The sequence below is a fragment of the Mycobacterium sp. 1245499.0 genome, assembly GCF_001673615.1.
Classification (GTDB): Bacteria; Actinomycetota; Actinomycetes; order Mycobacteriales; family Mycobacteriaceae; genus Mycobacterium; species Mycobacterium europaeum_A.
On the sequence record NZ_LZMG01000034.1, the window covers coordinates 1 to 26068 of the forward strand.

A 26068-nucleotide genomic window follows, 5' to 3' on the forward strand; every position below is an offset into this window, starting at 1 on the left:
CCTCCGCCTTGATCGCCGCCGGGTCGACGATGTTGACGTCCTGGCCGTCGATGTTGTCGTAACGCACCACCGGCAGCGTCCGGAACTCGACGTTGCCACCGGCCAGCCCGCCCAGGCGCTGGATCATGTCTTCGCTCCACCCCGCCGAGAGCACCACGTCCTTGCGCGCCACCGCCATCAGGTTCTTGAGCTTGTCGATGTTGGTGAACGTGCCCGCGGCCTGCAGCTCCTGCATGACCGACGAGATGAACGCCTGCTGCCGGTGGGTGCGGTCCAGGTCGCCGTTTTCCAGGCCGTGACGCTGCCGGACGAACGACAGCGCCTCGGACGCGTCCAGCCGCTGCCGCCCGGCGGGGAAGTCGGCGCCGGAATACGAGTCGTAGACGGGGTGGTTCAGGCACACGTCGACGCCGCCGAGGGTCTGCGCCAGGTCGTAGAACCCGGCCAGATTGACCTCGGCGAAGTAGTCGATGGGCACACCGGTCAGGTTTCGCACCGCGCGCAGCGTCGCCGCCCGGCCGGCTTCGCGGCCCTTGGTCTCGAGTTCCTTCTGGGTGCTGTTGCCCTGGTTGGCCAGCTTTTGGGCGACGTACTGCTTGGTCAGCCCGTAGGCCTCTTTGATCTTGATGTGGTTGTATCCCGGCACCCCGGTGAAGGGCACCCAGTCGTCGCGCGGGATCGAGAAGGCGACGACTCTGTTGTCGGCGCTGACGTGCACCAGGATCATGGTGTTGGTGTTGTAGCCGCCGTCGTCGGAATCGCCGGCGTGCAGATGCTTCAGGATCGAGTAGGGCAGGTCGTTGCCGTCCTGGTCCTTGCGCGAATCGAGCCCGATCAGCAGGATGTTCATGTCGTCGCCGCTGGACCGCGGATCGTCGGGCTGCAGGGCGTTCGAGACCGTGATGCCGCCCAGCGCGCCGTGCGCCACGTAGTACCCGGCCCCGGTCAGCCCGACGGCCGCCACGGACACCAGCGCGCCCAGGGCGCGCGTCAGCCCTTTACGGAGACGGGAGGGTTGACGGACGGCTCGATGACGGCGATGGGCGCCGCCCGAGCGGGCCATCACAAACCTCTGCCCACGCCCAGCACATCACCGGGCACCGCAACGGTGCTTTGCGGCGATGTCGCTTCAAGCATGGTGACAAGTATGCGTTAGCTTGCTATGAAGCCCCCAATCGAGAGCACCCGTCACACGGTCGGGCCGAGCGTGCCCGTCGGGCCGGCCGGGCGCGACCAGCTTCCGTGATCCTCGCTCTACCAGCAGGTTTTGCCCGGTTGCGGGTGGCGGGGTCACCGAACGGTCTCGCGCCGGCCACGCCGCCGCCCGGATCGAGCCGAAGTTGTTACCGGGCGGAAACGGCCCCGTGGCCCGCTCTCGCAGCGGACCGCCCAGCAAACGCGTGCTAGCGGGCTCTGACCAGGTCCTCGCCCGAGGAGTAGAAGAGCGTGATGTTGGCGCCGGTGACGATCTCGGCGAGGTAGACGCCCGCCGGTTCCACCTCGTAGTAGTAGTGAATGTTGCCGTCGGTATCCAGCGTCGACGCGCACGAATAGCCCGGCGCCCCGCATCGTTGCTTGATGGGCACCGCCAGGACGGCGAGCAGCGCGACGACGGCAACGCCGACGATCAGCGGGACCCTCGTGACCGCCGACCTCGGTTGCGCCGGATTGACCACGGCTAGAGTGTATGCGGCTGATCCGGCGGGCCGCTCACCCGCCGCAGTCGGGTTCTTCAGCTGTGGCCATGGCGAACCCGCACAACGCATCCCCGGCGCACACCCCGGTCGAGGTCCTCGGCATGGGTGATCGCGGGCGCGCTGCTGCTCCCGCATATGGCGGCGGGCAGCGAGCGCACGACCATGCTGTATGGCTGCTACGCGATGTTCGGCTTGTCGCTGGTGGCCTCGCTGAACATCATCGCGATGATCTGGAGCCGCCTGACCCTTTACGGCAGGGTGGCCGCGGCCGTCGCCTACGCGGGCCTGCTGTTCACCTGGCTGCTGGTGACGGTTCGGACCGCGCGCGGCAGCCTGGGCGGCAACCTGCTCGAGGTGGCCCAGCACCGCGCCGATCAAGGCGCATAAGGACTCGGCCCGCGCCTAGCACGCCGCCGCGTCGATCCGGTATCGCCGCGGGCGTTTGGGTGCCCGGGTACCGCGGGTACGCGCCCATGAGCCGAGCAAAGGACTGAGCATGATCGACACCCGCCTCAGGCTCTCGGCGGAGCGGCCGCAGAATTCGGAGCCCGCGCAGCCGGGGACCCCCGGCGAGACCCCGGAGCGGCTCACGCCGACGGAAACGCCCGAGCGGCTCACGCCGGCCGAACCGCCCGAGCGCTTGACGCCATCGGAACCACCCGAGCGTCAGGCGCCGGAATAACAACAGGATTGGAGACAGATATGCGCGCCGAGGAAGGCGACGAATCCGTCAAGGATTACGCGAACGAGGGGCGAGAAGCCCTGGGCCGCATCAAGGCCTCGCAGCACGCGGGCGGTCGCCTCGGCGACATCGCCCGGCGCTTCGCCGGGCTGTGGCGGGGCCGGCGGCGTCCCGAAGACGGCGGTCCCGCCGCGTAACCGCTAACTCGGTGCCGGATGCCGGTGGGCCCAGGGCCGCGCCTCTTCCAGTTGCGCGGCCAGGCGCAGCAGATCGCCGTCTGACCCGATCGTCCCGACGAACTGCACACCCAGCGGAAGTCCGGCGTCGGTCCAGTGCAGGGGCACGCTGATCGCCGGGCGGCCGGTGAGGTTGGCGAGTTGTGTGTAGGGCACCCAGCCGAGGCTCTCCTGGATGAGGTCATCGAGAATTCCGCTGAGCCCCATCAGCTTTCCGGCGCGCACCTTGCTCACCAGCCGAGCCACCCGCTGCAGCACGGGCGCGGTCGTCGTGGCGCCGACGGCCAGCGGTGGGGTGGCCAGGGTGGGTGTCAAAAAGAAGTCGTAGCTGGCGTGGAACGCGGTCAGGGACTGGATGTAATCGTTCCGGTTCTCCAGCGCGGACATCACCGGCAGCACGCCGCCGGACCGCCCGAGTTCGGCGATGGCCAAGGTGTCGGCCTCAAAGTCGTTGTCGCGCGCGCCGGTTCGCCGCTTGATGTCGGCGACCTGCTGATACAGCTGGGCGAACCAGATGGTCAGGAAGTCGCGCCCCAGGGCGGCATCGTCGTAGGGGGGTGCGACCTCCTCGACCTGATGGCCCAACTCGTCGAGGAGCGCCACGGTCTTTTCGAGAGCGGCGACGGCTTCGCGGTGGGGCCGGGCGTTGATGGCCGACCGCGCCGAGTAGCCGATCTTCAGGGTGTCCGGTCGCTGTTTGATGTGTTCACCAAAGGGTTTGTCGGGCAACGCCGCTCGGTACGCCGCGCCCGGGTCGGGCCCGACGATCGCGTCGAGCAGCGCCGCGCTGTCGCGCACGGTGCGCGACACCACGCCCTGGGTCGCCATGCCCAACATCAGTTCACCCGTCTGCGGGCCGTAGGGCGCCAGGCCCCGGCTGGGTTTGAGGCCCACCAGGCCGTTGCAGGCGGCGGGAATGCGGATCGACCCGCCGCCATCGTTGGCGCCCGCCGCCGGCACGATGCCCGCCGCCACGGCCGCCCCGGATCCGCCCGAGGAGCCGCCGGGGGTATGCCCGGTGTCCCAGGGGTTGCGCGCGGGGCCCCAGTAGTCGGGTTCGGTCACGCCCTTGGCCCCGAATTCCGGGGTGTTGGTCTTGCCGAAGATCACCAGCCCCGCGTCGAGGAACCGCTGGGTGACCAGGGCGTGCCGGTCGGCCACGTCATGGGCCAGCGAGCGGGACCCGCACGAGGTCGCAAAGCCGCGGTATTCCTGGCCGAGGTCCTTGATCAGGAACGGCACGCCGGCGAACGGCCCGCTCAGCGAGGGGTCGGCGGCTTGCCGGTCGGCGACGTCGTCGAGGCGGCAGACGATGGCGTTGAGCCGCGGATTCACCGCGTCCGCTCGTTGCCGCGCCAACGCGAGAAGCTCGGCGGGGGCGACCTGCCCGCTCGCGACCAGCTCGGCCAGGGCGGTCGCATCGTGCGACATGTACTCGTCGAGATGCATGCGTTCTCCTTCGCTGCGGTCCGATTCCGCGCGGCACCGGCGATGCCCGACGACCTTCGCGTTGACGCCGCCGCATGCCGTTGACGTTAAGCCAACGCGAGCTTTTGGTGGGCGCGCCTTAGTATCACCTGATGCCCACGGCAGCCGAACCGTTCACGATCCAGGGCCCCGGCGGGGTGCAGATCGTCGCTGACCGCCTCGGGGATCCGCACGCGCGCGCCGTGGTGTTCCTGCACGGCGGCGGGCAGACCCGGCGGTCGTGGGGTAAGGCGGCCGCCGCTGTCGCTGCCCGTGGGTGGCAGGCCGTCACCGTCGACCTGCGCGGCCACGGCGAATCGGATTGGTCCGATGACGGCGACTATCGCGTCGTCAGTTTCGCCGCCGACGTCCAAGAGGTGCTGCGCACGCTGCCCCCGCAACCGGTTCTGGTCGGCGCCTCCCTGGGCGGTTTCACGTCGATGCTGCTCGCCGGGGAGCTGTCGCCGGGCATCGCCAGCGCGGTCGTACTGGTGGACATCGTGCCGAACATGGACCAGTCCGGGGCGAACCGAATACACGCCTTCATGGCGGACCGGGTCGAGTCGGGCTTCAGCTCGCTCGACGAAGTCGCCGACGCGATCGCCGAATACAACCCGCACCGGCCGCGACCCACCGACCTGGAAGGCCTGACCACCAACCTGCGTCGCCGCGGCGATCGCTGGTACTGGCATTGGGATCCGCAGTTCATCAGCGGCACTGCGGCTTTCCCCCCTTTCGAGGTGACCGACCCGGATCGGATGCACACCGCGGTCGAAGCCATCCTGCGCGGCGGGGTGCCGATCCTGCTGATCCGCGGCCAGATGAGCGACCTGGTCAGCCAGGAGCGCGCCGACGAATTCCTCGCGCGTTTCCCGCAAGTCGAATTCGCCGACGTCCGCGGTGCGGGTCACATGGTGGCCGGTGACCGCAACGATGTCTTCGCCGACGCTGTGCTGGAGTTCCTTGCCCGGCACGTCGATGCCGGGTGAACCCCGTGCGTGGAATAGATTGGTCGCCATCTCATTTCAGGCGAGCGGCGCCGCTATTATCTGCCGGGCACAAGCGGAGGGGGGCGGCGTGACCATGCCGTGGTTGCGGGGTTTGGGACTCTTGGGTGCCGTGCTGGTGGCCGCCACGACGTCGGCGAAAACCGTTGTGGCAGCACCGCCCCCGGCCCTGCCGTCGCCGCCGCCGGCTCCGGGCATCGGGGTCGATCACGAATCCGGAAGGTGCACAGCCGGATTCGCGGCACAGGGTTCCGACGGCAGTTACTACCTGATGACCAGCGGCCACTGCGACGCGCACGACGGCAGCGAGTGGACCTACGGCAACGATGCACCGCTCGGCAGGATCTCCGCCAGCGAGCATGAGGGCGACAAGAGGGACGCCGCGATCATCCGTCTCGAGCCGAGTGTCGGTATGCCGGTGGGCGACGTCGGCGGCCGGTATCAGGTCCGGGATGTGTTGAGTCGCCAGCAGATTCAAGTCGGTATGCCGTTCTGCAAGATCGGCGCGGTGACCGGTGAGACGTGCGGCGCCGTGAAAGGCATCAATGGTGACGTCGTCGAAGCCAGCGTGTTCAGCCTCGACGGTGACAGCGGTAGTCCCGGCTTCGTGATGAACCCGGACGGCACCGTCAGCGCGGTCGGCCTGTTGATGTCTTCGCCCGACGGCGATGACTACACGACCTACTTCATGCTCATCAATCCGCTGCTGGGCAAGTGGGGGCTGCGCGTTCTTCCGTGACGGCCCGGCGACCGGGCCGGCGGAACGTAACGTAGCGTTTGCAAGTCCGGGGTACGGGGTACCAGGTGGACCGGCCGTTACGCGTCGGCCCGACGGGTCCAGGTAGTCCGCCTGGGTTGACGCGGCCAACGTGTGAGGCAGCGGAACCAGCGACACGAAGGGAAGTAGTAGTGAAGCGTGGGATCGTGGTCGGCGCAGCCGGCGTGGCCCTGGTGGTCGCGGCCAGCGCCGGATGTTCGAGCAACAAATCCAATACCGGGGCGTCAGGCTCGTCGTCCGCTGCGGCGGCAGCGGCGGGTCCGGTCCTGACCGTCGACGGTCAGAATCAGAACATCAGCGGGCAGGTCACCTGCACCGCCGCGGGTGACAACATCACGATCGGGATCGGTGACCCGACCAACGGGCTGGGCGCCGTGGTCAGCAACGGCAACCCGCCGCTGGTGCATTCCGTCGGGCTGGGCACCGTCAACGGTGTCGCACTCGGCTTCTCCGACGCCGCACCGAACCAGGCCGGCAGCGCCGGGGCCGCGGTCAAGGGCAAGGACTGGGCGATCAAGGGCACAGCTACCGGTACCGACATGAGCAACCCGCAGCAACCGCAGCAGGTGACCAAGCCATTCGAGTTGGACCTCACCTGCCCGTAGTGCAGGTGCGATAACTCCCAAGAGGGGACGCAGTTATGTCTATGAAACGTGTCGTCAGTGCCGCCGCGTTGGCCGCCGGGCTGAGCATTTCCGCGGCGACGCTGAACGCCGGGTCGGCGTACTCCGCTCCGCTTGACCCGCCGCCGTGCCCGAACTGCCACGGCGGTGGCGGCGGCGGCGGCGGCGGGGGCAACCCCGGCGGACCGGGCGGACACCCCGGTGGCCAGCCTGGCGGTGGTGGCGGAAACGCCCCGGCGCAGGGCGGGCAGGACAACCCGCCGCAGGGCGGCCACAACAGCCCACCGGCGCAGGGCGGTCAGAACAATCCGCCGCAGGGCGGTCAGAACAATCCGCCGCAGGGCGGTCAGAACAATCCGCCGCAGGGCGGCCAGAACAACCCCCCGCAGGGCGGTCAGAACAACCCCCCGCAGGGCGGCCAGAACAACCCCCCGCAGGGCGGCCAGAACAACCCCCCGCAGGGCGGCCAGAACAACCCCCCGCAGGGTGGACAGAACACCCCGCAGCCCAACCAGCACGGTCAGTATCCGGCCCAGACGGGGCAGAACAACCCGCCCAACGAGCACGGCCAGAACCCGCCGGCGCAGGGCGGCCCGAACAACGCGCCGGCGAACCAGAACCCGCCGCCGAACAACAGGCAGCGGTACGAGGCGCTGAACCCGCCGCCCACCCAGCCTCCGCACCCGCCCTACGTCCCGCGCCACGATGTGGTGACCGCCAACGCACAGATCGGTGGTCCCGCTGGTCCGGATGTCCAATTCAGCATCGTGGGTCGCGGGGCGCCCCCGCCGCCGCGCCCACATGGCTACGGCTGGAACGACGGCCCGGCTCCGGGCCACCCGCCGCCGCACTGGGAGGGCCCGCCGCCTCCGGGGGGCTGGAACGGACCGCCGCCTCCAGGAGGCTGGAACCGGCCGTGGGACGGTCCGCCTCGTGACTGGGATGCGGGACGGCGCGACTTCGGGCCGTTCAACTACAACACCTTTACCGTCGTGCCCGTCTTCAACTGGCAGTACGGGGGTTGGGGTTACTGGTTCTTCGGTGTCTGGGTGCCGCTGTACTGACCCGGCGCTGATCACCTGAACCGTCAGCGGGCGTTGCCGTAATCCGGCGCGCCCGCTGACGTGTCTGCGGACCTTCGCCGCAGTGCGGCGGGAGAGCGCGCGTGGCAGGCTCCGGGGATGGACGTGAGAGAAAACGTTCGCCGAGCCATCGATGTCATGACGGCTTGGTCGTCCGACAGCGGCCACGAATTCACCTGGAGCCGCCTGGTCGAGAACGTGGTCGACGAGCCCGACGGCGACATGATGCTATTGATGGGCTTCGTCAATCTCGCCGGCGAGCTGGGGATCCGACTCGAGCGGGCCACCGGTCAGGATGTGGGATCGCACCTGCGAGACATTGCCCGCAAGTACGTCTAGCGCGTCGGTCTACTGCGGATGGGCCGCCACATAATCGGCGGCCGGGATCGGCGACGATGCGTCGTAACCGATGGGCAGTAACACGTCGCCCGCCGTCGTCAGGCAGTAGACGTCCCACCGGTAGAACGCGGCGAACGTCGCGGGATCAGCCGCGATCAGCGCCGCGTAATCGTCGACCGCGCGCACGTATTGGTTGGCATGGTTGTACCCGTAGATGGCGTGGTCGCGATCGGTGGCGAAGCCGTTGGCGGCCAGGTAGCGACCCGCCGCCAGGATGCTGTCATGCGGTGAGTGGATGTCGCCGCCCTGGCCGTAGCCGGCGAACGTCGACGGCAGGAACTGCATGGGTCCCTGCGCGCCGGCGGTGCTCGCGCCGACGATGCTGCCGAAGCGGGTCTCGACGAGGTTGATCGCGGCCAGGTAGTTCCAGCCGACGCCGGATTCGGCTTCCGCCTGGTGGTAGTAGTTCATCAGTTCGTCGGCCGGTGCCGGCGGCTCGATGCGCCACGCGGGCAAGGTTTCTCGCACCGGGGTCAGCGCTGTGAGTTGCCGGCGGGCGTCGACGTTGCGGTCGTAGACGTCGGTCAGCTCCGGCGGGATGCGCCCGCGTGTGGTGGCGTCCCATTCGGGGTGGCGCCCGATTGCGCGGTAGGCGGCCTGCTCGCGACGCGCCGCCGCCGTCAGCGCCGCGTCCGGTGTGCCCGGATCACGCAGCGCGCGTTCGTCGGCCACCAGGTCGTCCGCCAGCTGTGCCGGGTCCGACGCCAGGCGAGGCTGTGCACCGCCGGTCGTCCCCGCGTCGGCGGGCACCATCCGCGCCGGCGACGAGGCGGCCCGCGTCGTCGTGGCCGGGCCGGTGGCCGCCGGCGGATGCGACGCCGAACAACCGACGAGCGCGAAGGCAATCGCGCCGACGACGAGCGGCCCGATGCGGTTACGGCTCACGGTGATCACGTCCATCCCTTGCCTCGTATCCCACGGCTACGGCTGGCCGGCTCAACCGAGTCTTTCGCATGATGGCCTGTGACATCAATGCGGTGGCGGCCATCTGCTTATCGGGAGTTGTAACAACGGCGCGACGCTCTCAAACTGGTTGATATGCGCGACCGCGAGAAGATCGATTCGGAATTGCGGCTCATCGCGCTGCGGCGCCAACAGATCCGCGAGCAGGGCGGTCAGCTGTCGTCGCATGAGGCCGACCAACTGCTCGACGAAATCCTGGCCCAGGGGGCGGGGACGCCCGAGGTCGCCGCGTTCGACGCCTGGGAGAGCGAGGTCGCCGGCGCCGTCCGGTCGCGGGAGAGCGAAGTCCGCGCCATCGCAGCGCGGCGACGGAAGGTCGCCGCGCTGCGCCGCCTGGGTCTGTTCGCGGCCTTACCGCTGTCTCTGGTGGCCGTCGTCGCCGCGGTGGTGGTGATGTTCGCGCTGCGCCACCACGATTCGGCGGCCCAGCCGGAGGACACCCCGCCCGCGGCCGCGCCCGCCCCGCCCGTGGCGCCGAAGGCGTCCGCCCCGGCGATTGGCGCCGTCGACGCGGCCTTCATCGGCGCGCTGAAGCGCGAGGGGGTGCCCGTTCCCAGCCAGGACTACGTGCTGAGCCAAGGGCACGCGGTGTGCGACTTTTTGGCGCACCAACCGAACTTCGCGGACGCGGCCGGGTTCGTGCAGCGCAGGTCGGTCTGGGACGCGGATCAAAGCGCGAAGGTCACCGCGGGCGCCATCGTCGCGTACTGCCCGCAGTCGCGACCCACCGCACCGGACCCGACGCAGCCGGACTATCAGAAATCGTTGTCCGATCTACAGGACATCCAACGGGATCTGCAGGGCATCCAGGGGAAGCTGCAGGACATTCAAGGCGGTCTGGACGCCATCCCGGGTCAGCCGTAATCCGGGTCACGCGCAAGCGTCGCGGTTACCGACACGCGCGTTGGCCGGGAGCGAGTTCAGACGGCGATGGTGAGCTTCGACATGCCGCGCAGCGTGACGTTCGGCTTGTACAGCGGCTCACCAGCAAGACGTGCGCAAGGGAAGCGCGATGTCACGGCCGTCAACGCGATCGACGCTTCGAGCCGGGCCAGCGGCGCGCCGAGGCAGAAGGACGGACCGTGCCCGAACGCCAAGTGGTGAATAGTTTCTCGATCAGGGTCGAACTCGTCGGGCCTCTCGATGACGTCGGGGTCGCGTTGGGCGGCGGCCTGCAACAACAGCATGATCCCGCCTTTCGAAACCGGGGCATCGCCGATCGTCATGTCCTCACCCGCGATCCGGGCCATCAGCTGGTTCGGTGGGTCGTACCGCAGCGTCTCCTCTATCACCGCTGACACCCGCCCCGGGTTGGCGCCCAGTGCGGCCCACTGGCCCGGATGACGCAGCATCGCAAGGATCGCGTTGGCGATGAGGTTCACTGTGGTCTCGTGCCCGGCGATGAGTATCAGAGCGCAGGCCGCGATGATCTCCTCCTCCGTGAGCTGGTCACCGCACTTCTCAACAGCGATCAATGCGGATATCAGGTCCTCACCGGGCGCACGGCGGCGTTGCTGGATCAGGTTGTGCAGGTATTCGTGCAGCCACAGTCCTGCCCGCTTCCGTTCGTCGGACGCGGCCGGGTCGCGGGAGAACGTGATGAACGGGTCGACCAGTCGCGCCAGCGGCGCCGCCGCCCGGCTGAACTCCGGCTCGTCCTCGATCGGCACGCCCAGCAGCCGGCAGATCACCGCCACGGGTAGTGGGTAGGCCAGATCGGCGATCACGTCGAAAGTGCCCGCGGCCTCAACCTCGTCAAGGAGGGAAGACACCAGCCCGCTGATTTCTGGTTCGAGCGCCATGACAACCTTCGGTGCGAAGGCCTTGCCGACGAGCTGGCGCAACCGGGCGTGATCCGGCGGGGCGAGGGACAGAAAGCCCGTTTCGCCGAACGGCCGCCGCTGGGCACCGGCAGCGATCTCTTGCCGTGCGAACATGATCCCGGTGGCCGACGCGGGGTGCCGTAGCACCTGGTTGCAGTCCCGGAACGAACCGAACACCGTGAGGTTGGCCGAGGGGACATGCAGCGGTCCATGCTCTCGGAGCTCACGGTAGACGGGATACGGGTTCACCCGTGTCGACGGGCGAAGGAGCCGCAGCAGCAAGGCTCGTGGCGCAGTCGCAGCAGCCGTCATCCTGACAACCCCCCCGGGTTACGTTTATCAGGCCGACTTTTTGACCCCCCTCGCTGGCTAGGCGGCCGATAGAGAATGGCATTTTATTTGCTAACCAACGATTAGTCGCTTCATATCACGGCCATCGCGCGTGTACTCGGAATACGCGGCATCTCAGTCAAAATAGAGTGTTCTCACAGCTTTCCCGTGGTGGTCGGTCGCCTATTGGCTGATCGCCGCAACGACCTTCGACCTGGACGCTTTGTTCGACTCCGGTTTGGCTGCTCTGGCGGAGCGACTCAGTGAGAGCCCCCTGTCAGGATTGAACTGACGACCGCTCGCTTACAAGGCGAGTGCTCTACCACTGAGCTAAGGAGGCGGGGTAAAACCGTGCCCAGCCTAATCGGTCACTGGTCGCTGTCGATCACGCGCGCGGAGCGCACCGCCCGCGACGACGGGCGCCGCCGGCCGGGCAGCGGAATCCGGTCGGCGATGTTGCTCAGCGGGTTGACCACCATGGTGAGCGCGATGACGGCGTCCTGCAGCGTGGCGATGGCGGGCTCGAGCGCCTCCATGCCCGGCGTGAGCCGCGCCAGGGTGTCGGCGACGTCGGCGAGTTGATCCAGCGGTCCGTTCTTCGCGGTCAGCTTGTCGACCAGCCCGCCCTCGGCCAGCAGCCGGTCGGCCAGCCCGTCCTCGGCCAGCAGCCGCTCGATCAGCCCCTCCTCGGCGACCAGCTGATCGGCCAACCCGCCGGGCTGCAGGGTGCGGTGCAGGGCGCCGCCCTCGGCGGTCAGCCGGTCCAGCAACCCACCCTCCGAGGTCAGCAGGTCGACCACCCCGCCCGGGCGCAGCAAGCGATCGATCGGGCCGTCCGGGGCCACCGCCCGGCCCAGCGGGGCGTCGTCGTCGAGCAGCCTGGCCAGCCGGTTGGCCCGCATGATCGCGTCGTCGATCCCCAGCATGGACGTCATCGCGTTGGTGCCGGCGGTCCCGCCGTCGCCCAGGGCTCGCTTCGCCACGCCGACGGCGGTGCTCGCGACGCTCAGGCTCGCATCGGCGGCGGCCAACCCGACCCGGGCGGGCGCCGTCGCGGCCGACACGATGCTTCTGGCGAGGTTCATTCCTCGAGTCTATTCGCGACGCAAGCTGGGCAAGCCCGTTACGTCCCAAGGCAATGCGATGATTCCTGGCAGACTACTATCAGACGGTTGGCACTGAGCTTTCAGGAAGTACACAACCTTCGCATAGCAAACGTTCAGCAAGGGACAGAAGCATCTGATGACATCGGCAACCCCCAACGACACTAAACCGGAGGCTCGCGTCCTCGTGGTCGACGACGAAGCCAACATCGTCGAGCTGCTCTCGGTCAGTCTGAAATTCCAGGGTTTCGAGGTCTACACCGCAACCAATGGCGCCCAGGCCCTCGATCGGGCGCGCGAGGCCCGGCCCGACGCGGTCATCCTCGACGTGATGATGCCGGGCATGGACGGGTTCGGCGTGCTGCGCCGGCTGCGCGCCGACGGCATCGACGCCCCCGCCCTGTTTCTCACCGCCCGGGATTCCCTGCAGGACAAGATCGCCGGCCTGACGCTGGGCGGCGACGACTACGTGACGAAGCCGTTCAGCCTCGAGGAGGTCGTCGCCCGGTTGCGGGTCATCCTTCGCCGCGCCGGCAAGGGCGGGGCCGAACCGCGCAGCGCTCGACTGTCTTTCGCGGACATCGAACTCGACGAAGAAACCCACGAGGTGTGGAAGGCCGGGCAACCGGTGTCGCTGTCGCCGACCGAATTCACGCTGCTGCGTTACTTTGTGATCAACGCCGGCACGGTGTTGAGCAAGCCGAAGATCCTCGACCACGTGTGGCGTTACGACTTCGGAGGTGACGTCAATGTCGTCGAGTCCTACGTGTCGTACCTGCGTCGCAAGATCGACACCGGCGAGAAGCGGCTGCTGCACACCCTGCGCGGAGTCGGTTACGTATTGCGGGAACCGCGCTGAGCCCGCCCGCGGCCGGCGGCGGTAGAAGAAGTTAGGTAGATGGTCACGAAGCCTCGACGCGGATTGCCCCTTCGGATAGGGCTCGTCGCCGCCACCCTGGCGCTGGTCGCCTGCGGCCTCGCCGTGTCCGGCATCGCGGTGACGTCGATCCTGCGGCACAGCCTGGTCAGCCGCATCGACTCCACGCTGCTCGACGCGTCGCGGGGCTGGGCGCAGAACCCGCGGCGGCAGTCGCCGCCGCCGTACGAAGGTCCCGACCCGGGCCGGCCGCCGTCGAAGTTCTACGTCCGCGGCGTCAGCATGGACGGGACCCCGTTCACCGCGATCAACGACCGCAACGCCGAACCGGCCTTACCGCCCAACAACGACGTCGGCCCCAATCCGACGACGTTGCCGTCGGTGAACGGCTCGGACATCCAATGGCGGGCCGTCTCGGTGCACGGCCCGCACGGGCTGACGACCGTCGCGATCGACCTGTCCGACGTCCAGCACACGGTCAGCTCGCTGGTCTGGCTGCAGATGGGCATCGGGGTGGCGGTGCTGGTCGTGGTCGGGATCGCCAGCTTCGCGGTGGTGCAGCGCAGCCTGCGGCCGCTGGCCGAGGTCGAGCAGACTGCCGCGGCGATCGCCTCGGGCCAACTGGATCGCCGTGTGCCAGAACGTGATCCGCGCACCGAGGTGGGCCGGCTCTCGCTCGCGCTCAACGGCATGTTGGCGCAGATTCAGCAGGCGCTGGCGTCCTCGGAGTCCTCAGCCGAGAAGGCGCGCGGCTCCGAGGACCGGATGCGGCGCTTCATCACCGACGCCAGCCACGAACTGCGCACCCCGCTGACGACCATCCGCGGCTTCGCCGAGCTGTATCGCCAGGGCGCCGCGCGCGACGTCGCGATGCTGTTGTCGCGGATCGAAAGCGAGGCCTCCCGGATGGGCCTGCTGGTCGACGACCTGCTGCTGCTGGCCCGCCTCGATGTGCAACGACCGCTCGAACACCACCGGGTGGATCTGCTGGCGCTGGCCAGCGATGCCGTGCACGACGGGCAGGCGATGGACCCCAAGCGCACCATCACCATGGAGGTCCTGGACGGGCCCGGCACCCCGGAGGTGCTCGGTGACGAGGCGCGGATACGGCAGGTGTTGAGCAACCTGATCGCCAACGCGTTGCAGCACACCCCGGAAAGCGCCGACGTCACCGTGCGGGTCGGCACCGACGGCGAGGACGCCGTGCTCGAAGTGCTGGACCAGGGTCCCGGCATGAACCAGGAGGACGCGTCGCGCGTGTTCGAGCGGTTCTACCGGACCGACTCGTCGCGCGCCCGCGCCAGCGGCGGTACCGGGCTGGGACTATCCATCGTCGACTCCTTGGTGCGCGCGCACGGCGGCGTGGTCAGCGTGACCACCGCGCCCGGCGAGGGCTGCCGCTTCCGGGTGACGCTGCCGCGCATCAGTGACGTGCCGGCGCACGAGCCCGTTCACGTCAACTGAGCCAGCGCCGCCTTGATCTTGGCCTGGGCCTCGTCCAGCGATTCCGCGGACGGGTTACGGTCGACTCCCGCGAAGCCGAAGTCGCTGAGGCTGCGAGTGGGAAAGACGTGCACGTGCAGGTGCGGCACCTCGAGCCCGGCGATGATCAGGCCGGACCGCTCGGTCCTGAACGCCTTGCACACCGCCTTACCGATCAGCTGGCTCACGGCCATGACCCGTGCGAAGGCCGGTCCGTCGACGTCCTGCCAATTGTCGAGCTCGGCGCGCGGCACCACGAGCGTATGGCCCTGCGTCATGGGCTCGATCGTGAGGAATGCGACGACGTCGTCGTCCTCGTAGACGAAGCGGCCGGGAAGTTCACGATTGATGATCTTGGTGAAGATCGACGCCATGGGCCCAGCATAGGTGCGCCGACATTGCGCCAGCGGCTGTGGTCGCCCGCGCGCCACGCGCCGCAAAGCGACCTCGGCGACGTACCGATGAGTTCGGCCGCCGTCTCGGGTCAATCCTGCGACGCCCCACAACGCGGATGGATTCAGGAGACCTCACCATGTCACGAGTGCGCGTGCACAACTTTTCGATTTCCCTCGACGGCTTCGGTACCGGTATCGGCCAAAGCATGGACGCGCCGTTCGGGCACGCCGGCGGACGGCTACACGAGTGGTTCTTCGCCACGCGGACCTTCCGCGCCATGCACGGCGAGTCGGGCGGGGCCACCGGCATCGACGACGCCCTGGCCAGCCAATGGGCGCCGGGCATCGGCGCGGAAATCATGGGACGCAACAAGTTCGGGCCGCAGCGCGGACCATGGACCGGCCAAGACGGCGGCGAGGAATGGAAAGGCTGGTGGGGCTCCGAGCCGCCTTTTCACACACCGGTCTTCGTGCTCACGCACCACCCACGACCCCCGATCGAGATGGACGGCGGCACCACCTTCCACTTCGTCGACGCCGGTCCCAGGCAATCCCTCGAGTTAGCCCGAAAAGCCGCCGGGGACAGCGACATTCGCCTGGGCGGGGGACCGTCGAGCGTCCGCCAATTCCTCGAAGCCGATCTCGTCGACCACATGCACATCGCGGTGGTGCCGATCATCTTGGGGCGCGGCGAGTCGTTGTGGACCGGGCTGGAAGGCCTCGAACAGCGATTCGACCTAGAGTCGGTGAGCAGCCCCAGCGGCGTCACGCATCTGATCTTCACGCGCCGCTAGGACGATCGCCGCGGCTCGAGTGACGACTCAGTCCTGTTTGCCGAACTGCATCATGTCCAGGTTCCAGTAGCCGCGCATGTTGGTGATCAGTCCCGCGTCGTTGACCTTGTAGGTGAACACGCCGCGCACCGAGCTGGTGAAGCCGCCGTCGAACTTGCTGTTGAGCACCAGGATGTGGGCGATCTCGTCGGGTGAACTCGACGGGAAGGTCTCCTCGCAGGTGATCGAGAGCTGGTTGGCGGCGATGTTGCTGTCGAAGAACGCGCCGACGGCCTCCTTGCCGCGCACCCCGGTGCCGTCGGGATTGGTGACGGACTTGCCGATCGGGTCCTCGATGACGACGTCGTCGGACATCAGCGCCAGCCACCCCTCGCGGTCGTGCGCCTGCACGCACCGCCACGACGACTGCGACGCGGTCAGGGCCGGCGACGCCTGGGATTGCTCGGTTTCGGTCATTTCTGTTCTCCTGTCACTAGATTGCGCACGCGGCACGCGCGCCTTCCTCGGTGGCTTTGCGGATCAGGCCCAGCCCGGTGCAGTCACCGGCGGCGTGCACCTCGGCGTCGGGCAGGGCGTCGACCAGGGCGTCGAACAGCGCGGTGTCCGGCTCGACCGTGCCGGCCAGCACGACGCTGTCGGCGGCCAGGCGCCGGATGGTTCCCCCGTCGGGGGTGAACTCCACCGCATCGGCGGTGATGCGTTCGGTAACGGCGCGCACGTGCACGGTGACGCCCAGCCGGTCGAGACGATCCATGTGTTCGGTCTTGCGTTTATTGCCCACCTCGGGCGCGATGTCCTTGCCGGCCTCCAGGATGGCCACCAACCGGCCCCGGCCGGCAAGGAATTCCGCCAATTCCAGGGCGACCAGGTCACCGCCGACGATGACCACGCGCCGCCCGAGCGGCATCCAGGCCCGGCTGGCCAGTCGGATCGCGGCCGGCCGCAGCAGCCGCTGCCGCCGGCCGGACAACACAGCGGCGCCGAGGCGCTGCCAGGCCGGCGCGCCGGATTGGGCACGGCCACCTAGCAATTCGCGCAGCCCGGGCCCGGTGTGCACGTGCGCGCGATCGGCGCCGGGGATCGGCGGCACGACGACACGGCCACCGGTGGCCACGATCACCGCATCCGGTGCGGACGCGACGACGTCGCCGGCCGAAACACTATGGCCTGGATGAATTTTGGCCCGGCTCGCCCTGAGCTCGTCGCACAGGTACCGCAGGAACGGCTGGTTTTCCGGGTGCAGCACCGAGGCCCAGCGCAGCGCGCCGCCCAGCTGCGCACTGCGCTCGAACAGCGTGACGCGGTGGCCGCGTTCGGCGGCGACGCGCGCGGCCTCCAGCCCCGCCGGGCCACCGCCGATCACCACCACCCGTTTCGCGCGGTCGGCGCGGGCCGCCGCCAATTGCCGTTCCTTGCCGGTGCGCGGATTGACCGCGCAATCGACCGAGAAGCGCTGTTCCATTGCGTCGATGCAGTTTTCGCACGAGATGCACCTGCGGACCCGGTGCGCCTGGCCGGACGAGATCTTGCGGGGCAGGTCGGGGTCGGCCAGCAGCGGGCGTCCCATGGCGATGAAATCGGCACGGCCGTCGGCCAGGATCCGTTCGGCGCGCACGGGGTCGTGGATGCGGCCGACGGCGATCACCGGCACGTCGACCACCTGCTTGACCGCGGCCGCGGCACCGACGTTGAGCTCGTCGCCGTCGTCGGCGCCGTTGACCATGCCGGTGACCAGCCGATCGATCACCCCGCCGCTGACGTGGAACGCGTCAACCCCGGCGGCGACGAGTTCGGGTGCCAGCCGGGCGGTTTCGTAGATGGCCCGGCCGCCGGCGACGCGTTCGTACCCGGAGATGCGCAGCGTGATCGGCAGGGCGTCGCCGATCTCGGAGCGGATCGCGGCCAGCGCCTCGAGCACCACCCGCGCCCGGCCGCGCGCCGAGTCACCGCGGTACTCGTCGGTGCGCCGATTGCGTTGCGGCGCAAGGAAGGAGCCCAGCAGCATGTAGCCGTGCGCGGCGTGCAGCTCGATGCCGTCGTAGCCGGCCTCGACGGCGCGCCGGGCCGCGGCCTTGAACAGATCGAACACCTGGGTCAGTTGCCGCGCGCTGATCTCGGCCGACGGGCGCCCGGTGAGGTAGGACGGGATCACCGACGGGCCCAGCGACTCGACACCGAAGATCTCCGGTCCCAAGCCGTCGGGCCCGGCGTGCACGATCTGGGGCTGGATCTTGGCGCCGTGCTCGTGCACCGCCTCCACCAGCGCCCGATGCGCGGCGACGGCATCAACGGTGGACAGATGCAAGCCGCCGGGAGTCTCGGGGTGGTGATGGTCAACCGCGGTGGCGCCCAACGTGATCAGCCCGACACCGCCGCGGGCGCGGGCCGCGAAGTAGTCGCGGGTGCGCTGCGACGGCAGCCCGTCCGGGGTGCCGTACATCGTCTCCATCGGAGACATGACCAGGCGGTTGCGCACGCTCATGGCGCCGATGCGTCCCGGCGCCATGAGGTGGCCGAAGCCGGTCACTGAGCGGACGCGGCTGACAAGTGGTTACCGGTCGGCGTCGGTGAACCGGATGACGCCGCGAATGTTCTTGCCGTCCAGCATGTCCTGGTAGCCGTCGTTGATCTGCTCCAGCTTGTACTGGCGGGTGATCATGTCGTCCAGGTTCAGCTTGCCGGCCTTGTACATCGACAGCAGCTGCGGGATGTCGTACTGCGGATTGCCGCCACCGAAGATGGTGCCCTGCAGGTTCTTCTGCATCAGGGTCAGCATCGCCAGGTTCAGGTTGACGTTGGTGTCCAGCAGGCTGCCGATGGCGGTCAGCACGCAGGTGCCGCCCTTCTGGGTGATGTTCAGGTAGTTGTCGACGTCGGCGCCCTGCAGCTCGCCCACGGTGACCACGACCTTGTGGGCCATCAGGCCGTAGGTGACCTCGGCCATGCCCGCCATCGCCGCGAAGATGTCGGGGTAGACGTGGGTGGCGCCGAACTTCAGCGCCTGGTCGCGCTTCCACTCGACCGGGTCGATCGCGAAGATGTAGCGGGCGCCGGCGTTGACGGCTCCCTGCAGCGCCGCCATGCCCACCCCGCCGACGCCGACGATGGCGACGTCCTGGCCCGGGCGGATGTCAGCGGTGCGGACCGACGAGCCGTAACCGGTGGTGACGCCGCAGCCGACCAGCGCGGCGACCTCGAACGGGACTGACGGGTCGATCTTCACCACCGAGCTGCGGTGCACGACCATGTAGGGGGAGAACGTTCCCAGCAGCGTCATGGGGTAGACGTTCTGGCCGCGGGCCTGGATGCGGAAGGTGCCGTCGGACACCGCGGCGCCGCCCAGCAGGCCGGCGCCCAGGTCGCAGAGGTTGCGCATGCCGGCCTGACAGGTCGGACACTGCCCACACGACGGGATGAACGACAGCACGACGTGGTCACCCGGGGCGATGTCGTCCACGCCGGGACCGACCTCGGTGACGATGCCCGCGCCCTCGTGGCCGCCGAGCACCGGGAAACCGGCCATCGGGATGCCCCCGGTGACCAGGTGATGGTCGGAGTGGCACATGCCCGCCGCTTCCATCTGGATCTTGACCTCATGCGCTTGCGGGTCGCCGATCTCGATTTCCTCGATAGACCAGGGCTGGTTGAACTCCCAGATCAGTGCGCCTTTTGTCTTCACGATGGTCCTGACCCCATTTCGCCTTTGAATTGATCAGAGCTGACCGGCCCCTTCATGCCGGCCAGCTAGGTGACGAGTGCCACAGGCACCCTTGTCGCGTCAGCATAGCGCGTGCAACAAATCAAATGCTTGGTTGGCTCCCCCTCACCAGATGGGGACGGGAGCCTCGCCAAGCGGGTAGTAGCCGGGCAGCTTTTCCCCGGCGACGCTGCGCTCGATGCGCTTCTGCATGCCGTCGCTCAGATCCCCGGACTCGATGAGCTTGCCGAACATGTACGCGACGTGGCCGAAGTCGAAGAAGTCGCGCTGCCACTCGATGAGCCGGTCCTCGTTGAGTCGGAACCAGCTGCCCCCGATGCCGTAGATCTCGTCCCGGGTGCCGTCGTTCTTGTTGACGATCTGCTTCCAGAAGCCGACGATCTCGCCCTGCTTCTCGTCGATGAGCACCTTCTGGTATTCGTACACCCAGTTCTCCAGCCCCTCCATCTCCAGGCCGAGCGCGATGTCGCGGATCTCGTCGATCCCGACGCACATCACGTCCTCTTTGGGGCCGATGTTCCAGCCGTAGGTGGCGTCTTGGGTGTAGAAGTCGGCCAACGGCCGCCAGTCACCGGCCTTTTCGCAGTCCTTGTTGGCCTGCAGCCAGCGGTCGACCCATGCCTCGAGGTCTTCGCGTGAGTGTGACGTCTTGGAAGTCATGGGTCCTCAGTCTTCTTTCTCTTTGATGAACAGTGCTTGCGTGGGACACATATCGACCGCGCGCTCGACCTCGTCGCGGGCGTCCTCGGGCGGTTCGGGGTCGACGATCTCGACCTTGCCCCGCTTGGGCACCCGGAAGTAGTCCGGCGCCTCCAGTTCGCACATGGCGTGGCCCTGACACAAATCCAGATCCGCTTCGATCCTGAATCCGCCCATTGGACTTACTCCCTTACGCGCTGCGCTTGCGGTAGCGCACCTTGGCCGGGCGCGCGAGCTGCACCACCATCTTGGAGTGATCGTTGTGATAGCTGTCTGCCGGCTGAGCCATCTCAAATTCATACTCGCGCAACAGGACCGAGAAGATCGCCTTGATCTGCATCTGGGCGAACGCGGCGCCGACGCAGCGGTGCCGGCCCGCGCCGAAGGGAATCCAGGTCCACCGGTTGACGATGTCGGCCTGCTCGGGCTTGTTGTAGCGGTCGGGCTTGAACGCGTCCGGGTCGGGAAAGTCCTCGGGGATCCGGTTGGAGATCGCCGGGGAGGCCGCGACGTAATCACCGGTGTGAATGGGAAAGCCCTCGACCTCGAACTCGCCCTTGGCGACGCGCATCAGGATGATCAGCGGCGGGTGCAGGCGCAAGGTTTCCTTGACCACGTTGTCCAGCTTTGGAATCGAGCGCAGCGCATGGAAACTCACCTCCTGGCCGTCGGCGTAGAGCTCCTCGAGCTCGGCCAGCACCTCGGCGTACACCTCGGGATGGCGGATCAACTCGATCAACGTCCAGGCCGAGGTCCCCGAACTGGTGTGGTGCCCGGCGAACATCAGCGAGATGAACATCCCGGTGACCTCGTCGGCGGAGAACCGGGGCCGGCCGTCCTCGTCCTTGATCGAGACCAGCACGTCGAGCATGTCGCGGTCGGCCTTGTCCTTCGGCGGGTTGGCCAGCCGCTGATCCATGATTTCTTGCACCAGCGCAACCAGTTTCACGCGCGCCTCGTCGCGGCGCCGGAAGCTGTCGATCGGCAGGTAGGGGTCGACGTAGCACAGCGGGTCGGTGCCGCGTTCCAGCTCGTGGTAGTACTCGGCGAACCGGTGGTCGAGCTGCTCACGAAACTTCAGCCCGATCAGACACGCGGTCGAGGTGTAGATGGTCAGCTCGGCGAAGAAGTCGAGCAGCTCGATCTCGCCCTCGTCGCCCCAGTCGGCGATCATCTTCTTGACTTCGCCCTCGATGGTGGCCGCGTGCCCCTTCATCTGCTCGCCGCGCAGCGCCGAGTTGTGCAGCATCTCCTTGCGCCGCTCCGGGCTGGCGTCGAACACGACGCCCTTGCCGAAGATCGGCGTCATGAACGGATACGCCTCGGCCTGGTCGAGGTCCTCGTCGGCGGAGCGGAAGAAGAACTCGTTGGCGCCGGCACCGGACAGCAGGATGACGTGCTTGTCGACCAGTTGGAACCAGCCGACGTCCCCGCATTCCTCGCGGACGCGCTTCATCAAACCGATTGGGTCGGTGCGGAATTCCTCGAGGTGGCCGTGCTCTTCCTCGCCGCCGGAAACCCGGGGCACCGTAGCTGTTGTGGTCATGACGGCATCCCCTCTTCGCCGAGCGCGAGTTTCTGGCGGTCTTTGTTGTCGGCCAGCGGTGCTTCGGGCTGAAGCTCCATGTTGGCGATGAAGCCACCGCGCGGCGTCTCGGCGACGAACGTGATGGCGCGTCCCAAGTCCGCCGCGCGCAGGAAGTAGTCGTGGCGGGCCTGGCCCCACTTGGCCCAGTCCTCCAGCGCCGGCCCGATCTTCTCGGCCGGCAGGCTCCAGCCCATCGACGTCTTCGTGGGGCCGGGGTGCACGATCGAGGCCCGCACGCCGGTGCCCTCGAGTTCCATCTGGAAGTTGGTGACCATCGCGACCAGCGCGGCCTTGGCCGCGCCGTAGGCACCCATGTGCGGGCGCTGACGCAGGGCGACGTCGGATCCGACGAAGATCAGGTCGCCGCGCTGTCGCTCGAGCATGCCGGGCAACACCGCGGTGGCCAACCGGTTGGCGCCGACCAGGTGGATCTGCAGCTGCGACTCGAATTCGTCGGTAGTGATCTCGGCGAGCTTGCCGAAGTAGGTGTCACCCGCTCCGGCCACCAGCACCTCGATGTCGCCGAGCGCGTCGGTCGACTGTGCCACAAAAGATTTCACCGAGTTCGGGTCGGTGACGTCCAGATGGAATCCCACCGCCTCGCCACCGTCGGCGTTGATCTTTCCGACGATGTCCTCGAGCTTCTCCACCCGGCGGGCGCCCAGCGCGACCGGGAAGCCGTGCGCCGCGAGCTCGATGGCGGTGGCCTCTCCGATGCCGGAGGAAGCGCCGGCCACGATCGCGGGCCGGCGTTCGGGCAAGGGTTCAAAGCGGGGCATTCAGCGGACCTCCACGCTCATTGGTAGGTGAGCGAATCCGCGGACATTGCTCGAGTGGACGCGGACGGCGTTGGCCTCGTCCACCTCGTAGCCGCGGATTCGCTTGAACAACTCGGTGAGCGCAACCCGGGCTTCCATCCGCGCTAGATGCGCGCCCAGGCAAAAGTGTGCGCCGCTACCGAAACTCAATAGTTTGGGCCCGATTTCGCGCCCGATGAGGTAGTCGTCAGGGTTGTCGAAGACCCGCTCGTCGCGGTGCCCGGACCCGGGCAACAGCAGCAGGACGTCGCCCTCGGGAATGGTGGTGTCATACAGGGTGAGCTCCCCGGACACGGTACGAGCCAGGATCTGGCTGGAGGTGTCGTAGCGCAGGGTCTCCTCCACCCACAGCGGCACCCGCGTCAGGTCCTCGTAGACCGGCGTCAGTTGATCCGGGTTCTTGTGACCCCAAAACGCGGCATTGGCAAGCAGTTTGGTGGTGGTCTCGTTGCCGGCGATCACCATCAGGAACATGAAGCCGAGGACCTCGTCGTCGGTGAGCCGGTCGCCGTCGATCTCGGCCTCCAGCAGCGCGGAGGTCAGGTCGTCGGTCAGCTGCTCGCGCCGCTCGGCCACCATCTGCTGGTAGTAGACGATCAGGTTGAGGGAGGCTTCGACGGCCTCCGGCGGCACGTCGGTGACGCCCTCCTCGCGGTGCATCACCCCGTCGGCCCAGGCCCGTACCTGATCCCGATCCGGCTCGGGGACACCCATCAGCTCGGAGATGACGTCCATCGGCAGCTTGCCGGCGAACTCGTCGACGTAGTCGACGGTGCCGCCTTGCGCCTTTTCCATCATGGTGTCGAGATGCTGCGTCGCGATCTCGGTGACCCGCGGCTCGAGTTCGCGAATCCGCCTGGGCGTGAAGCCCTTTGAGACCAGGGTGCGCAGCCGCAGGTGGGCGGGATCGTCCATCGCGAGGAAGCTCATCGTCTTGCTGGCGTGCGGGCCGCGCGAGGCGGGGTCCAGCGAGACGCCGAACTTGTTGGAAAGCGTTGTGCTGTTGCGGAATCCCTGCAGCACGTCCTGGTGGCGCGACAACGCCCAGAACTTCAGCTCGTCGTTGCGATACAGCGGGGCCTCGTCGCGCAGCCGCTGGTAGTACGGGTACGGATCTTCGTGGAAGTCGTAGTCGTAGGGGTCGAGGACCAGCTCGTGGTCGCCCACATGGACGGTCATTTAGGTTCGTGTCTCCTGGTTTGTCTCGCCGGGGCCGGGCAAGATCAGATTCACCACATAGGCCAATTGGTCGGCGATCTGGTGATAGGTGAACTGGCCACTGGCCGCCTGGACCAGTGCGCCGAAGAACATCATTTCGAGCGCGGTCACGGTGTTAGGGTCGGCCCCGGGGCCGATGGCGGTCGCGATGCGGCGGTGGATCTCGGCGCCGATGCGGTCGCGCACCGCACCCACCGCGGGATCGGTCCCGCCGCCGAGTAAGGCCGTCGTGCATGCGGCGCCGACCTCCGGCTCGTCGGCGACCACCAGCGCCAGGTGCCGCAACACCTTGTCCACCCGGACCGGCATCGGGTCGTTGACGTCGGTGAAGAACGGAACCTGGCGCACCAGGTCCAGATAGACCTCGGCGATCAGGTGGTTCTTCGACGAGAAGTAGGTGTACGCGGTCGCCGGTGCGACCTTGGCCCGCGCCGCGACCGCCCGCACCGTCAGGTCGGCGTAGGACTTCTCCCGCAGAGTTTCGATGCCCGCCGCGAGCACCTTGCGGAACGTCTCCTCCTGGCGACGGTTGCGCGCCGGCTGACCGGCCTGGCGGTCGCCGCCGGAGGTGATCGTCACCAGTGCATCGCTGGACACATGTCCAAGCTAGAGGATCGGATCGGCGCGAGGCAACCCCGCAGCCGAAATACGCAGCGTAATACCCATTTCAACCCTCTCGGCGAGGGATGCCCGAGATCGGCTCTTGCACCGCCGACGGCCTGGCGGCTATGGTTCGATCGGACAATATCGGACAGCTGTCCACTAGATTGGCGTGCCGGGTTGGCCGCACACAGACGGGAGCGGGACATGGCCTTATTGGCCGACGGCGTGAGTGAACTGTTCATCGACGGCAAGCTGTCGGCCGGCAGCGCCGGCAACTTCCCCACGGTGAACCCGGCGACCGAGGAAGTGCTGGGCGTCGCCGCAAACGCGGACGCCGGCGACCTGGACCGCGCGATCGACGCCGCGCGGCGCGCCTTCGACGAGACCGACTGGTCCCGCAACACCGAATTGCGGGTGCGCTGCATCCGGCAGCTGCGCGACGCGATGCGCGACCACATCGAAGAGTTGCGCGACATCACCATCGCCGAGGTCGGCGCCCCGCGGATGCTCACTTCGGCCGCGCAACTGGAGGGACCGGTCGGTGACCTGAGCTTCGCCGCCGACACCGCCGAGTCCTACGAGTGGAACCAAGACCTCGGCCAGGCGTCGCCGATGGGCATCCCGACCCGGCGCACGATCGCGCGCGAAGCCGTCGGCGTCGTCGGCGCCATCACGCCGTGGAACTTCCCGCACCAGATCAACCTCGCCAAACTGGGGCCCGCGCTGGCCGCCGGCAACACCGTGGTGCTCAAGCCCGCACCGGACACGCCCTGGTGTGCCGCGGTGCTCGGTGAGATCATCGCCGAACACACCGACTTCCCGCCCGGCGTCGTCAACATCATCACGTCCGACGACCACCGGGTCGGCGCACTGCTCTCGAAAGACCCTCGGGTGGATATGGTTTCATTTACCGGGTCGACCGCGACGGGCCGCAGCGTCATGAGCGACGCCGCCGCCACCATCAAGCGGGTTTTCCTGGAGCTCGGCGGCAAGTCGGCGTTCGTCGTTCTCGAGGATGCCGACCTGGGCGGGGCGTGCTCGATGTCGGCGTTCACCGCGGCCATGCACGCCGGGCAGGGGTGCGCCATCACGACGCGGCTGGTGGTGCCGCGAGCCCGCTACGACGAGGCCGTCGCGATCGCGGCGGGCACCATGGGCTCGATCAAGCCCGGCGACCCCAACGACTCCGGAACCGTTTGCGGGCCGGTGATTTCGGCGCGGCAGCGGGAGCGGGTGCAAAGCTACCTCGACCTGGCGATCGCCGAGGGCGGGACGTTCGCCTGCGGCGGCGGCCGCCCGGCGGACAAGGACCGCGGCTTCTTCATCGAACCGACCGTGATCGCCGGCCTGACCAACGACGCCCGGCCTGCCCGTGAGGAGATTTTCGGACCGGTGCTCACCGTGATCGCCTACGACGGCGAAGACGATGCGCTGCGCATCGCGAACGACTCGCCATACGGCCTGTCCGGCACCGTGTTCAGCGCCGACCCGGAACGCGCGGCCAACTTCGCGTCGCGGATGCGGGTAGGCACCGTCAATGTCAACGGCGGTGTCTGGTACTCCGCCGACGCGCCGTTCGGCGGATACAAGCAATCCGGTAACGGCCGTGAAATGGGCGTGGCCGGCTTCGAGGAATACCTGGAAGTCAAAACCATCGCCACCGCTGTGCAGTGACCGCGCCATTAG

The 26068-nt window shown here is 68.0% G+C and carries 28 protein-coding genes, 1 tRNA gene and 1 pseudogene; 13 read left to right on the forward strand and 17 right to left on the reverse strand.

What is annotated here, in order from left to right:
- Both A5646_RS01285 and A5646_RS01290 read right to left on the reverse strand, forming a co-directional pair.
- Positions 1 to 1063, reverse strand: a 1063-nt coding sequence (locus A5646_RS01285; protein ID WP_156765489.1) for an LCP family protein, incomplete at its 3' end; no start/stop codon positions are given.
- 340 nt (positions 1064 to 1403) lie between these two features.
- On the reverse strand, positions 1404 to 1676 hold the full coding sequence (locus tag A5646_RS01290; RefSeq protein ID WP_067019303.1) for a hypothetical protein: 273 nt from the start codon (positions 1674 to 1676) through the stop codon (positions 1404 to 1406).
- Between the two features lie 135 nt (positions 1677 to 1811).
- On the opposite strand from A5646_RS01290, the pseudogene A5646_RS01295 reads away from it, so the two are divergent.
- The 3 genes and pseudogenes from A5646_RS01295 to A5646_RS29310 form a co-directional block, all read left to right on the forward strand.
- Positions 1812 to 2103: pseudogene (locus tag A5646_RS01295) on the forward strand (hypothetical protein); the annotation flags it as partial.
- Positions 2104 to 2193: 90 nt separating this feature from the next.
- Positions 2194 to 2379: a hypothetical protein gene (locus tag A5646_RS27665; RefSeq protein WP_066864029.1), complete on the forward strand. Its 186-nt coding sequence runs from the start codon at positions 2194 to 2196 to the stop codon at positions 2377 to 2379.
- Positions 2380 to 2399: 20 nt separating this feature from the next.
- Complete coding sequence (locus tag A5646_RS29310) at positions 2400 to 2576, forward strand: hypothetical protein (RefSeq protein ID WP_197497940.1); 177 nt, start codon at positions 2400 to 2402, stop codon at positions 2574 to 2576.
- 3 nt (positions 2577 to 2579) lie between these two features.
- On the opposite strand, the gene A5646_RS01300 is transcribed toward A5646_RS29310, so the two are convergent.
- A complete protein-coding gene (locus A5646_RS01300) occupies positions 2580 to 4064 on the reverse strand; it encodes an amidase (protein ID WP_067019308.1) in 1485 nt (494 codons plus the stop codon).
- A gap of 131 nt (positions 4065 to 4195) precedes the next feature.
- Here A5646_RS01300 and A5646_RS01305 point away from each other — a divergent pair, with 131 nt between their 5' ends.
- The 5 genes from A5646_RS01305 to A5646_RS01325 all read left to right on the forward strand — a co-directional run bounded on the left by A5646_RS01305 (position 4196) and on the right by A5646_RS01325 (position 7911).
- On the forward strand, positions 4196 to 5071 hold the full coding sequence (locus tag A5646_RS01305; protein WP_197505085.1) for an alpha/beta fold hydrolase: 876 nt from the start codon (positions 4196 to 4198) through the stop codon (positions 5069 to 5071).
- Positions 5072 to 5159: 88 nt separating this feature from the next.
- On the forward strand, positions 5160 to 5828 hold the full coding sequence (locus tag A5646_RS01310; protein ID WP_067019311.1) for a S1 family peptidase: 669 nt from the start codon (positions 5160 to 5162) through the stop codon (positions 5826 to 5828).
- Between the two features lie 170 nt (positions 5829 to 5998).
- Positions 5999 to 6472, forward strand: a complete 474-nt coding sequence (locus A5646_RS01315; protein WP_067019314.1) for a lipoprotein LpqH — start codon at positions 5999 to 6001, stop codon at positions 6470 to 6472.
- A 41-nt stretch (positions 6473 to 6513) separates the two neighbouring features.
- Positions 6514 to 7554, forward strand: coding sequence for an MAP_0585 family protein (locus A5646_RS01320; protein ID WP_067019316.1), 1041 nt, complete (start codon positions 6514 to 6516; stop codon positions 7552 to 7554).
- 117 nt (positions 7555 to 7671) lie between these two features.
- On the forward strand, positions 7672 to 7911 hold the full coding sequence (locus A5646_RS01325; RefSeq protein WP_066864012.1) for a hypothetical protein: 240 nt from the start codon (positions 7672 to 7674) through the stop codon (positions 7909 to 7911).
- A gap of 9 nt (positions 7912 to 7920) precedes the next feature.
- On the opposite strand, the gene A5646_RS01330 is transcribed toward A5646_RS01325, so the two are convergent.
- Complete coding sequence (locus tag A5646_RS01330) at positions 7921 to 8871, reverse strand: lytic transglycosylase domain-containing protein (protein ID WP_156748925.1); 951 nt, start codon at positions 8869 to 8871, stop codon at positions 7921 to 7923.
- 138 nt (positions 8872 to 9009) lie between these two features.
- Here A5646_RS01330 and A5646_RS01335 point away from each other — a divergent pair, with 138 nt between their 5' ends.
- Positions 9010 to 9798 (forward strand): DUF732 domain-containing protein, encoded by a 789-nt coding sequence (locus A5646_RS01335; protein ID WP_066864009.1) that lies wholly within the window; start codon positions 9010 to 9012, stop codon positions 9796 to 9798.
- Positions 9799 to 9854: 56 nt separating this feature from the next.
- Here the strand turns inward: A5646_RS01335 and A5646_RS01340 are convergent, their stop codons facing one another.
- The 3 genes from A5646_RS01340 to A5646_RS01350 form a co-directional block, all read right to left on the reverse strand.
- A complete protein-coding gene (locus A5646_RS01340) occupies positions 9855 to 11069 on the reverse strand; it encodes a cytochrome P450 (protein WP_067019319.1) in 1215 nt (404 codons plus the stop codon).
- Between the two features lie 286 nt (positions 11070 to 11355).
- Positions 11356 to 11427 (reverse strand) — tRNA-Thr (locus A5646_RS01345).
- A gap of 28 nt (positions 11428 to 11455) precedes the next feature.
- Entirely contained in the window at positions 11456 to 12172 is a 717-nt protein-coding gene (locus tag A5646_RS01350; protein WP_067019336.1) for a hypothetical protein, read from the reverse strand.
- A 157-nt stretch (positions 12173 to 12329) separates the two neighbouring features.
- Here A5646_RS01350 and phoP point away from each other — a divergent pair, with 157 nt between their 5' ends.
- Positions 12330 to 13049: a two-component system response regulator PhoP gene (gene phoP / locus A5646_RS01355; RefSeq protein ID WP_066864000.1), complete on the forward strand. Its 720-nt coding sequence runs from the start codon at positions 12330 to 12332 to the stop codon at positions 13047 to 13049.
- A gap of 39 nt (positions 13050 to 13088) precedes the next feature.
- The gene (locus A5646_RS01360) at positions 13089 to 14531 is read left to right on the forward strand and encodes a cell wall metabolism sensor histidine kinase WalK (RefSeq protein ID WP_067019338.1); all 1443 of its coding nucleotides are present in this window, start codon (positions 13089 to 13091) and stop codon (positions 14529 to 14531) included.
- Here the strand turns inward: A5646_RS01360 and A5646_RS01365 are convergent.
- Entirely contained in the window at positions 14519 to 14923 is a 405-nt protein-coding gene (locus A5646_RS01365; protein ID WP_066863992.1) for an HIT family protein, read from the reverse strand. The two genes, A5646_RS01360 and A5646_RS01365, sit on opposite strands and share 13 nt — an antisense overlap.
- Before the next feature lie 158 nt (positions 14924 to 15081).
- On the opposite strand from A5646_RS01365, the gene A5646_RS01370 reads away from it, so the two are divergent.
- Positions 15082 to 15738, forward strand: coding sequence for a dihydrofolate reductase family protein (locus A5646_RS01370; RefSeq protein ID WP_066864046.1), 657 nt, complete (start codon positions 15082 to 15084; stop codon positions 15736 to 15738).
- Positions 15739 to 15765: 27 nt separating this feature from the next.
- Here the strand turns inward: A5646_RS01370 and A5646_RS01375 are convergent, their stop codons facing one another.
- The 9 genes from A5646_RS01375 to A5646_RS01415 form a co-directional block, all read right to left on the reverse strand.
- On the reverse strand, positions 15766 to 16194 hold the full coding sequence (locus A5646_RS01375; protein WP_066863989.1) for a ketosteroid isomerase family protein: 429 nt from the start codon (positions 16192 to 16194) through the stop codon (positions 15766 to 15768).
- Between the two features lie 16 nt (positions 16195 to 16210).
- Positions 16211 to 18265 (reverse strand): FAD-dependent oxidoreductase, encoded by a 2055-nt coding sequence (locus A5646_RS01380; protein WP_067019341.1) that lies wholly within the window; start codon positions 18263 to 18265, stop codon positions 16211 to 16213.
- Positions 18266 to 18289: 24 nt separating this feature from the next.
- Positions 18290 to 19417 carry an NDMA-dependent alcohol dehydrogenase gene (locus A5646_RS01385; RefSeq protein WP_066863983.1) on the reverse strand — a complete coding sequence of 376 codons (1128 nt, stop codon included), beginning with the start codon at positions 19415 to 19417 and terminating at the stop codon, positions 18290 to 18292.
- Between the two features lie 144 nt (positions 19418 to 19561).
- A complete protein-coding gene (locus A5646_RS01390; RefSeq protein WP_066863980.1) occupies positions 19562 to 20116 on the reverse strand; it encodes a hypothetical protein in 555 nt (184 codons plus the stop codon).
- Between the two features lie 6 nt (positions 20117 to 20122).
- On the reverse strand, positions 20123 to 20332 hold the full coding sequence (locus tag A5646_RS01395; RefSeq protein ID WP_066863977.1) for a ferredoxin: 210 nt from the start codon (positions 20330 to 20332) through the stop codon (positions 20123 to 20125).
- 13 nt (positions 20333 to 20345) lie between these two features.
- Entirely contained in the window at positions 20346 to 21701 is a 1356-nt protein-coding gene (locus A5646_RS01400; RefSeq protein WP_066863974.1) for a cytochrome P450, read from the reverse strand.
- The gene (locus A5646_RS01405; protein ID WP_066863971.1) at positions 21698 to 22522 is read right to left on the reverse strand and encodes an SDR family oxidoreductase; all 825 of its coding nucleotides are present in this window, start codon (positions 22520 to 22522) and stop codon (positions 21698 to 21700) included. Before A5646_RS01405 ends, A5646_RS01400 begins: the two co-directional genes overlap by 4 nt.
- Positions 22523 to 23740 carry a cytochrome P450 gene (locus A5646_RS01410; protein WP_066863969.1) on the reverse strand — a complete coding sequence of 406 codons (1218 nt, stop codon included), beginning with the start codon at positions 23738 to 23740 and terminating at the stop codon, positions 22523 to 22525.
- A complete protein-coding gene (locus A5646_RS01415; RefSeq protein WP_066863966.1) occupies positions 23741 to 24376 on the reverse strand; it encodes a TetR/AcrR family transcriptional regulator in 636 nt (211 codons plus the stop codon).
- Between the two features lie 210 nt (positions 24377 to 24586).
- Here A5646_RS01415 and A5646_RS01420 point away from each other — a divergent pair, with 210 nt between their 5' ends.
- Positions 24587 to 26056, forward strand: coding sequence for an aldehyde dehydrogenase (locus A5646_RS01420; RefSeq protein WP_066863963.1), 1470 nt, complete (start codon positions 24587 to 24589; stop codon positions 26054 to 26056).
- The last annotated feature ends 12 nt before the right edge of the window (positions 26057 to 26068 follow it).

Coding starts and splice junctions, on each gene's coding strand:
- A5646_RS27665 (WP_066864029.1), top strand. CDS start 2,194: ATGATCGACACCCGCCTCAGGCTCTCGGCGGAGCGGCCGCAGAATTCG.
- A5646_RS29310 (WP_197497940.1), top strand. CDS start 2,400: ATGCGCGCCGAGGAAGGCGACGAATCCGTCAAGGATTACGCGAACGAG.
- A5646_RS01300 (WP_067019308.1), bottom strand. CDS start 4,064: ATGCATCTCGACGAGTACATGTCGCACGATGCGACCGCCCTGGCCGAG.
- A5646_RS01305 (WP_197505085.1), top strand. CDS start 4,196: ATGCCCACGGCAGCCGAACCGTTCACGATCCAGGGCCCCGGCGGGGTG.
- A5646_RS01320 (WP_067019316.1), top strand. CDS start 6,514: ATGAAACGTGTCGTCAGTGCCGCCGCGTTGGCCGCCGGGCTGAGCATT.
- A5646_RS01325 (WP_066864012.1), top strand. CDS start 7,672: ATGGACGTGAGAGAAAACGTTCGCCGAGCCATCGATGTCATGACGGCT.
- A5646_RS01330 (WP_156748925.1), bottom strand. CDS start 8,871: ATGGACGTGATCACCGTGAGCCGTAACCGCATCGGGCCGCTCGTCGTC.
- A5646_RS01335 (WP_066864009.1), top strand. CDS start 9,010: ATGCGCGACCGCGAGAAGATCGATTCGGAATTGCGGCTCATCGCGCTG.
- A5646_RS01340 (WP_067019319.1), bottom strand. CDS start 11,069: ATGACGGCTGCTGCGACTGCGCCACGAGCCTTGCTGCTGCGGCTCCTT.
- A5646_RS01350 (WP_067019336.1), bottom strand. CDS start 12,172: ATGAACCTCGCCAGAAGCATCGTGTCGGCCGCGACGGCGCCCGCCCGG.
- phoP (WP_066864000.1), top strand. CDS start 12,330: ATGACATCGGCAACCCCCAACGACACTAAACCGGAGGCTCGCGTCCTC.
- A5646_RS01360 (WP_067019338.1), top strand. CDS start 13,089: ATGGTCACGAAGCCTCGACGCGGATTGCCCCTTCGGATAGGGCTCGTC.
- A5646_RS01365 (WP_066863992.1), bottom strand. CDS start 14,923: ATGGCGTCGATCTTCACCAAGATCATCAATCGTGAACTTCCCGGCCGC.
- A5646_RS01370 (WP_066864046.1), top strand. CDS start 15,082: ATGTCACGAGTGCGCGTGCACAACTTTTCGATTTCCCTCGACGGCTTC.
- A5646_RS01375 (WP_066863989.1), bottom strand. CDS start 16,194: ATGACCGAAACCGAGCAATCCCAGGCGTCGCCGGCCCTGACCGCGTCG.
- A5646_RS01390 (WP_066863980.1), bottom strand. CDS start 20,116: ATGACTTCCAAGACGTCACACTCACGCGAAGACCTCGAGGCATGGGTC.
- A5646_RS01395 (WP_066863977.1), bottom strand. CDS start 20,332: ATGGGCGGATTCAGGATCGAAGCGGATCTGGATTTGTGTCAGGGCCAC.
- A5646_RS01400 (WP_066863974.1), bottom strand. CDS start 21,701: ATGACCACAACAGCTACGGTGCCCCGGGTTTCCGGCGGCGAGGAAGAG.
- A5646_RS01405 (WP_066863971.1), bottom strand. CDS start 22,522: ATGCCCCGCTTTGAACCCTTGCCCGAACGCCGGCCCGCGATCGTGGCC.
- A5646_RS01410 (WP_066863969.1), bottom strand. CDS start 23,740: ATGACCGTCCATGTGGGCGACCACGAGCTGGTCCTCGACCCCTACGAC.
- A5646_RS01420 (WP_066863963.1), top strand. CDS start 24,587: ATGGCCTTATTGGCCGACGGCGTGAGTGAACTGTTCATCGACGGCAAG.